The organism is Chromatiales bacterium 21-64-14, assembly GCA_002255365.1.
Taxonomy (GTDB): domain Bacteria; phylum Pseudomonadota; class Gammaproteobacteria; order 21-64-14; family 21-64-14; genus 21-64-14.
The window spans coordinates 1-6,886 of record NCBI01000075.1 but is presented as its reverse complement, the minus strand read 5'-3'; the positions used below and the strand labels follow the sequence as shown (position 1 = coordinate 6,886).

The following is a 6,886-nucleotide window of genomic DNA, read 5'->3' as shown; positions in this document are numbered from 1 at the left end:
AATGTAGTCTAGTCCATCCGGGGGTAGACCATGCCGTTCGCCATTGTCTTGGCATTGCGTGCTTGACCAACGCCGAAGCCACAAGCCGTGGCCTGCCCCTTTTCGCCCTTCACCAGATGCACGGCCTGCGCCACGTTTATGACCAGAACCGCGACGCGGAACTGACCGGCTGGTCATGTCCGGCTGCCGTCGGGCCGGTGGCCAGGGAGCTGACCCTGGAACAGCGCGAACTGGACCGTAAAGCCCGGCTCACCAGCAGCCGGGAGCTGGGGCATGAGCGCGAGGCCGTGGTTGCGACTTATCTGGGGCGGTGAGATCCGGTCTGTTGGAGTAAGGTTGATTCATGAAGCTCCACATCCTCAATGACCTGCACATCGAGTTCGAAGATTTTATGCCGCCAGAAACGGATGCTGATGTCGTGATTCTGGCGGGCGACATCGGTGTAGGAACGGGTGGTCTGCGATGGGCGGAGAAGCGACTCCCGGACAGGCCCGTGATCTACGTACCGGGCAACCACGAGTTCTATCACCAGGACATCGACCTGATCGACGAGTTGAAGGCACAGGCACCGGATCACATCCATGTCCTGACCGACGACCAGGTGGTCATCGATGGTGTGCGGTTTTTGGGTAGCATCCTGTGGACCGACTTCGCGTTGTTCGGCGAAGCAGACAAGTTCTTCGCCATGCAGGCGGCGCGGCATCGGATGACGGATTTCTCCATTATCCAGAATCAAGGCCGGCCGTTCACACCGGAGGATGCCATTCGGCTGCATACTGCAAGCCGCGACTGGCTGGCCACGATGCTGGCCGAGCCCTTCGACGGCCCGACCGCGGTGGTCACACACCATGCCCCGTCCTCGCAATCGGTACATCCGCGGTATGCGCGTGACCTGCTGACCCCGGCCTTCGCCAGCGATCTGGAGCGCCTTATGGAGGGCGACCGGGTAGCGCTATGGGTACACGGCCATATGCACGAATCATTTGACTACGAGGTTTACGGCACCCGGGTGGTCTGCAATCCGCGCGGGTATGCGCCGGAAGCGCTGAATCCGGATTTCAGGCCGGATTGGGTCCTGATGGTCCAGGGGCGTGCTTGTTGAACGGTTTTCGACGTCAGGCCTGAAAATACTGCCTTTTCCGATCGCAGCGAATGATTTTCGCCGTTCATCCCGGGCTTCCGGGGCTGATAGCAAGCTTTGCTAATATCCGACCCAGCGTATTCCTTGATATTATCTGTCTGAGCGTATATATATAATTTATACGCTATATCGTATAACCAGGAATAGCAATGGGTAAGGTTATTCGCAGCAACCAGGATCTCGGGGCGGCCATCCGCCTGGCGCGCAAGCAGCAGAACCTGCGGCAGGTCGATGTCGCGCAGAAGGCCTCCATCCGGCAGGCACTGGTCTCGGACATCGAGAGCGGGGCAACCACGGCCAAGCTCGATACCGTCATGCGGGTGCTGGCGGCGCTCGATCTGGATCTGTCCGTCGTCCCGCGCCGGACAACCGGGTTTGATCCCGCGGCGTATTGAGCGTGGGACGAAAACGCCAGGGCCGCGTGCTGGATGTCTATGTCGGGTCGAGCAAGGTCGGCCGGTACGCCCGCGCGCCGGACGGGGCGACTTCGTTCCGCTATGACCCGGAATGGCTGTCATCGGACCGGTCGTTTCCCATTTCACGCTCCATGCCGCTGTCGGACCGCATCTGGTCCGGCGCAGCGGCAACCAGCTACTTCGATGGACTGCTGCCTGACGACCGTACCGTTCGGGAAAAAATCGCGGCGCGCGAGCATGCCGAGAGTGCCGGCATCTTTGATCTGCTGGCCGTTATCGGTCGCGATTGCGTCGGAGCGCTGCGCTTCGTTCCGGAAGGCGCGGACCCTGGCGATCCTACACAAATGCAATACCGGCCGGTCAGTGACGATGAAATCGCCGCGCGGCTGGCAGCGCTGGGCACCAACCCGCTGGGCCTGTATGCCGAGGAGGATGACTTTCGTATCTCGATTGCCGGCGTACAGGAAAAGACCGCATTTCTCTGGATCGACGATCAATGGCAGTTGCCGCTCAGAGCGACACCGACCTCCCATATCTTCAAACCCGCGATGCGGGAAGGGCCTGACGGCGCGGACTTTTCCGACACGCCCTGGAACGAGTGGCTGTGCCTGACCCTGTGCCGCGCTCTGGGGCTTGAGACCGCGAGGACGGAAGTGCGCATGTTTGATGGCAAGCCCGTGATAGTCGTGGAACGCTTCGACCGGATCTGGCAGAACGGTGTGCTGTACCGATTGCCGCAGGAGGATCTCTGCCAGGCGCTGGGGGCGCCGCCGATGCGGAAATATCAGAGTGACGGCGGCCCCGGCATTGCGGATGTCATGTCATTCCTCAACGGCGCAATCGCCCCGTATGAAGACCGGCTGACCTTAATGAAAGCGCAGATCGTGTTCTGGTTGCTGGCCGCCATTGACGGTCATGCCAAGAACGTCTCGATTTTCTTAGCCCCGGGTGGCTACCGGCTGACACCGCTCTATGATGTGATGTCCGCAGCCCCGTACCCGGAATTCCCGGTACCGAAGGTCAAACTGGCGATGGCGATCGGGGACAAGGGGTATTATCGCCTCAATCAGATCCAGCCACGGCATTTCTACCAGACCGGCAAAAGGTCCGGCCTGAGCGAGCAGAATATGGATAATCTTTTCTCGGATATAAGCGCGCGGATAGATGGTGCACTCGAAGAGGCAGCCGCACTGGCTACCGATGCCGGTATGCCGGAATCAACGTCCGGCCCGATACTGGATGGGGTGAAAAAACGGGCGGAAATGATCAGAGTCGTTAAGCAATAGAACCAGACGATGCCCCTGAACGAAGCCGACACTTGCCGCGCCTATGTAACCCCAGCCTGCGCGATTCGCGCTGGGAGACGCGGCCGTACTCGCTTACCGAGCAGTACACCTTTACGGATGGTCGTGTGGAGTCCACCGGCAGCCAGACCCGGAGGGGCGAACAGAAGCCCGAAACTGGGGGAGGTCCAGCCCACGATTTCCTGTTATCCGAAGAAAGGGGATTTATTTCTCATGGGGTCTTAAGGGGGCGGAGGGAATAAAGTTTATTCCCTCCGTCCCCGCTTCTCCGCGAAACCGTGGTCCCCGATTACACGGCCCTTACAATGCTCGCGCGTACCTTAACCAAGTGCCCGTGGCATCAGGGGTAACTCAGGCCTATTCACGCACGAGTCGGACGTCGACTTCCCGCTCAACGTAGCCCCACTCCTCCGTTGCACGCAACCCGGCGAGCAGCGCGTTGAACGCCGCTTCATCCGCGGGTGCGTATTCGAACCATGTGAGAAAATCGAACGGTTCACGCTCCGAGAGATCCCGGCAGTGGTGCAGCCGACGCGCCAGCGTGGGAAAGTACTGTAGCCCGATCCTGGCGTGGTGGGACTGCTTTTCGAAGACGTGCTGGCGTTGTTCCTGTGTAAGCGCCCACCAGGCCGCGTTCTTCCGTATTGGAATGAAAGCGCCGCACGTGGCCTCGGGGCGACCGAGACTCAGCTGGCGGGCCACCATTTCGCTGCGTTCCTCGCCAACGACATACCGCTCATTGCTGGTGATGCCGCGAAGCACCCAAGCCGCCCGCGGACCGGATGGGATCTCCGGGCCGGAGGCGATTTCGAGCCTGCTCGCCCCAGGCAGTGCCTCACCGGCGATCGCCTTCATCGCGACGACCCGCCAACGGCCTGCCGCGCCCCCCATGAACGAAAACAATCGGGTCGACATAGCCATCTCCCCCGGTGAGCCCCGTAGCATCAATGACCGGACGCGCGGTCGCGCGTCCGGTTGAACGCTGGGTGATCGCGTTGCCGGTTATCGCAATGCCAAGGCCGGGCGCGGGACAAGAAGCGCCAATACCACTGCAACGGCAATCAAGGCCGCGACGTCCCCAACGAGATGCCCGATATGCGCGGGATTGGCGATCGACTGAACACCCATGATCCCGCCATGCACGATGCTTGACCAGATCGTGAACCAGATCAGGCTCTTGTGTGCCATCGGGTCACGCGCGGCGATGAGCAGGAACACGCCGAGCGTGGCGTAGATGCCGAGGATCATCTCGAGATACTCCGAACGCCCCCCTTCATGCCATGTCCAGCCCGCCGGCCAGACGATTCCCAGCGGCCAAAGGCCGAATATGAAGGTCAGCCCCACGAGAATCATGGCGATGCGCAGATACTTAATGCGGTCAGCTTCCGTCATGTCGTTCTCCCCTGGATCATCCGTTGTGAATCCGGGGCAGGCCCCATCTCCACCCCCGCTTTTTGGCCCGGAATCGCGGCGCGTAGGACCACGCCGGATCATCCTGGCCCCCCATGCCAGCCTGGTGCGGGCGTTCGGGCTCCGCCCTCCTTCCCTTTGCCAAGCGCATGATGATTCCCCCGCAATGTAGTCTAGTCCATCCGGGGGTAGACCATGCCGTTCGCCATTGTCCTGGCATTGCGTGCTTGACTGCTGCCGAAGCCGCAAACGTGGCGTGCCCCGATCCCCTAACCAAGCCCAAGACAAAAGTCGGGCAAGCGAGGCGAGGGTGCCCTTCACAAAAGGCTTGGATCCCTCAAGTGGCTTCGCCGGGTGTACAACGAGGAGCGAGAAGCTGCGCCTGGAGGACTGACGCCCTCCGCGTACGCCGAGCACCGACGAGGACATCGGATACCGTGAAGCCAGGACGCTAAACGCGCCCGCGCCCCAATACGGGAAACGTCTAGCCCTACCGCGGTGGACGAGGTAGCAGCGACCGTAGCCTGGGCGCGGCGGCACTACGCGGCCGTGCCGCCCGGCATCGGGTCCGCCTGAAGTCAGCGCGGTGGGGCGGGCGCCCGGGGGGCCCCGAGCATCCCGTCGCGTCGTGCCCGGCACCGGCAATGGGCCGCTCCCGCTCCCGCACCCGGCACCACGGGTGGTTGGTGCAATCGATGGAAATTAAAGGGGTCGGTGACAAATGATTCTCATTTGTCACCGACCCCTTTTTTCCGTCACCTTGCGGGTTATGGTGCTGGGAGCGGTCCCGGACCGCACCGTTGCGATGCCCGTTGTCTGCGGGAGGATTGGTGGCCACGAAATTAACATTCTGTTATGAATAGCTATTTTTACATGGCGTCCCTTGACATCGGCGGCACCAGTAGCGATAGTTTACAAAATGTTATATTATTTTCAAGTATTGTAAACCAGACAGTGCGGAGCGTTCTTAAGGAGAGCCCAAAATGATCGGGGATCGCATGAAGCAGGCCCGCCGAGCAGCGGGCCTCTCGTTGCGCGCGCTGGCGGAGCAGGCGGGTATTTCCGCCATGGCCATTTCCAAGTACGAGAACAACAAGTCTACCCCTTCTTCAAAAGTGCTGCTGGCCCTCGGCCGTGCGCTGAACGTGCGGGTGGAATACTTTTTCCGGCAGACCAATGTCGCGCTCAAGGAAGTTGAGTATCGCAAGCATGCTCGGTTGCCCAAGCGCCTCCTGGCGCAAATCGAAGGCGACATCATAGAGCAGATCGAGCGCTTTCTGGAACTGGCGGAATACCTGCCCACCCGCCCAATTGAGACCTTCCAGGTACCGGCCGGGCTACCGAAGCGCATTGATGAACTGGCGCAGATAGAGGTCGTTGCGACCCAGGTCCGCGAGGCGTGGCAATTGGGGACCAACCCGATCCCTGAACTCACGGACACATTGGAAGAGCGCGGAATCCTCGTATTTCAGTCTGAAGCTCTACATGGCGAGCGCTTCGACGGACTGGCTGCGAACGTCGATGGCATTCCAATCGTTGTCGTCGGCTCCGGCTGGCCCGGAGATCGTCAGCGCTTCACCCTCGCCCATGAATTGGGCCACCTCATACTCAAGGGACGCCTGGGCCCGGCGCTGAAAGAGCAAGAGGAGGCGGCCGCCAACCGCTTTGCTGGCGCCTTTCTAGCACCGGAGTCCGAGGTCAAAAAGGAACTCGGCGCAAGCCGTACCCGACTTGAAGTCCGCGAGTTGTGTGTGCTGAAAAAGGCCTACGGTCTCAGCATCGGGGGGTGGCAGCACCGTGCGCGCGACCTGGGTATAGTCTCGGAAGCAGCTTATATCTCGATGGTCCGGTTCTTTCGTCTGCGCGGTTGGCACAAGAACGAGCCCTGCGGTGGCGTTCCGCAGGAACAGCCCCAACTCTTCCTTCAACTTGTCTACCATGCCCTGGCCGAGGACTTGATCGGAGAATCAAAGGCCGCCGAGTTGCTACGGATACCGCTCGCCGAATTCCACGCCCAACGGAACATGGATAGTGCCGAACACGCTCCTCATCAGTGACGCCAACATCCTCATCGATATGAATGTCGCCGGCCTGCTGGAGGCCACGTTCACGCTGGAGTTCGACTTCGCTGTCCCGGACGTGCTGTTCGAAGAAGAGCTCCATGACCAGCATCCCGACCTGCCGGGCCTCGGCCTCAAGATCCTCGAACTGACGGCAACGACCATCGAGCAGTCTTAAGGGGACGGAGGGAATAAGTTTTATCCCCTCCGTCCCCGTTTCTTCCGCCCCCTGAATAGGGCGGGGCCGATCGCATGGCGCTCCAGGCATCCACGAGTCTTCACCACGCCCCAAATCCGCTCCCACAAAATTGTTATTGAATAGACTATTTATAGGGCTTACACCAATAATCGCCGGGCAACGAACCCCGACACTCATCCAAGCCCGCGATTTCTTCAACAATTGCAGACCCTTCAAGGGATACCCACAGCCCCAACCGGGTGGTACGATTCCCAGCAAAGGAGGGCAGCAGGACACCAGTGGCGGAAGAACAACAAGCCCCAGCCAGGGACCCCGTCGACCACCTTCCTATTGATCCGGCCGGCCAGGCGCAACGA

General features: G+C 60.6%; 8 protein-coding genes. 6 read left to right on the top strand and 2 right to left on the bottom strand.

The annotated features are described in order from the left end of the window. Window positions 1–116: 116 nt before the first annotated feature. The 4 genes from B7Z66_15655 to B7Z66_15640 all read left to right on the top strand — a co-directional run bounded on the left by B7Z66_15655 (window position 117) and on the right by B7Z66_15640 (window position 2,843). Complete coding sequence (locus B7Z66_15655) at window positions 117–314, top strand: integrase (protein ID OYV74687.1); 198 nt, start codon at window positions 117–119, stop codon at window positions 312–314. Window positions 315–343: 29 nt separating this feature from the next. Continuing rightward, window positions 344–1,102, top strand: a complete 759-nt coding sequence (locus B7Z66_15650) for a hypothetical protein (GenBank protein OYV74686.1) — start codon at window positions 344–346, stop codon at window positions 1,100–1,102. Between the two features lie 188 nt (window positions 1,103–1,290). Next, window positions 1,291–1,536, top strand: coding sequence for a hypothetical protein (locus B7Z66_15645; protein OYV74685.1), 246 nt, complete (start codon window positions 1,291–1,293; stop codon window positions 1,534–1,536). Continuing rightward, the gene (locus B7Z66_15640; GenBank protein ID OYV74684.1) at window positions 1,533–2,843 is read left to right on the top strand and encodes a hypothetical protein; all 1,311 of its coding nucleotides are present in this window, start codon (window positions 1,533–1,535) and stop codon (window positions 2,841–2,843) included. Before B7Z66_15645 ends, B7Z66_15640 begins: the two co-directional genes overlap by 4 nt. Window positions 2,844–3,218: 375 nt before the next feature. Here the strand turns inward: B7Z66_15640 and B7Z66_15635 are convergent, their stop codons facing one another. Together B7Z66_15635 and B7Z66_15630 are read right to left on the bottom strand one after the other, a co-directional pair. Then, window positions 3,219–3,776: a chlorite dismutase gene (locus B7Z66_15635; protein OYV74683.1), complete on the bottom strand. Its 558-nt coding sequence runs from the start codon at window positions 3,774–3,776 to the stop codon at window positions 3,219–3,221. 87 nt (window positions 3,777–3,863) lie between these two features. Further along, window positions 3,864–4,253, bottom strand: coding sequence for a hypothetical protein (locus tag B7Z66_15630; GenBank protein OYV74682.1), 390 nt, complete (start codon window positions 4,251–4,253; stop codon window positions 3,864–3,866). 1,001 nt (window positions 4,254–5,254) lie between these two features. Between B7Z66_15630 and B7Z66_15625 the strand changes: the two genes are divergently transcribed. Further along, window positions 5,255–6,328 (top strand): transcriptional regulator, encoded by a 1,074-nt coding sequence (locus B7Z66_15625; GenBank protein OYV74681.1) that lies wholly within the window; start codon window positions 5,255–5,257, stop codon window positions 6,326–6,328. After that, window positions 6,303–6,509 (top strand): hypothetical protein, encoded by a 207-nt coding sequence (locus B7Z66_15620; GenBank protein OYV74680.1) that lies wholly within the window; start codon window positions 6,303–6,305, stop codon window positions 6,507–6,509. The genes B7Z66_15625 and B7Z66_15620 overlap by 26 nt, the downstream gene beginning before the upstream one ends. The last annotated feature ends 377 nt before the right edge of the window (window positions 6,510–6,886 follow it).

Coding starts and splice junctions, on each gene's coding strand:
- B7Z66_15655 (OYV74687.1), top strand. CDS start 117: ATGCACGGCCTGCGCCACGTTTATGACCAGAACCGCGACGCGGAACTG.
- B7Z66_15650 (OYV74686.1), top strand. CDS start 344: ATGAAGCTCCACATCCTCAATGACCTGCACATCGAGTTCGAAGATTTT.
- B7Z66_15645 (OYV74685.1), top strand. CDS start 1,291: ATGGGTAAGGTTATTCGCAGCAACCAGGATCTCGGGGCGGCCATCCGC.
- B7Z66_15635 (OYV74683.1), bottom strand. CDS start 3,776: ATGTCGACCCGATTGTTTTCGTTCATGGGGGGCGCGGCAGGCCGTTGG.
- B7Z66_15630 (OYV74682.1), bottom strand. CDS start 4,253: ATGACGGAAGCTGACCGCATTAAGTATCTGCGCATCGCCATGATTCTC.
- B7Z66_15625 (OYV74681.1), top strand. CDS start 5,255: ATGATCGGGGATCGCATGAAGCAGGCCCGCCGAGCAGCGGGCCTCTCG.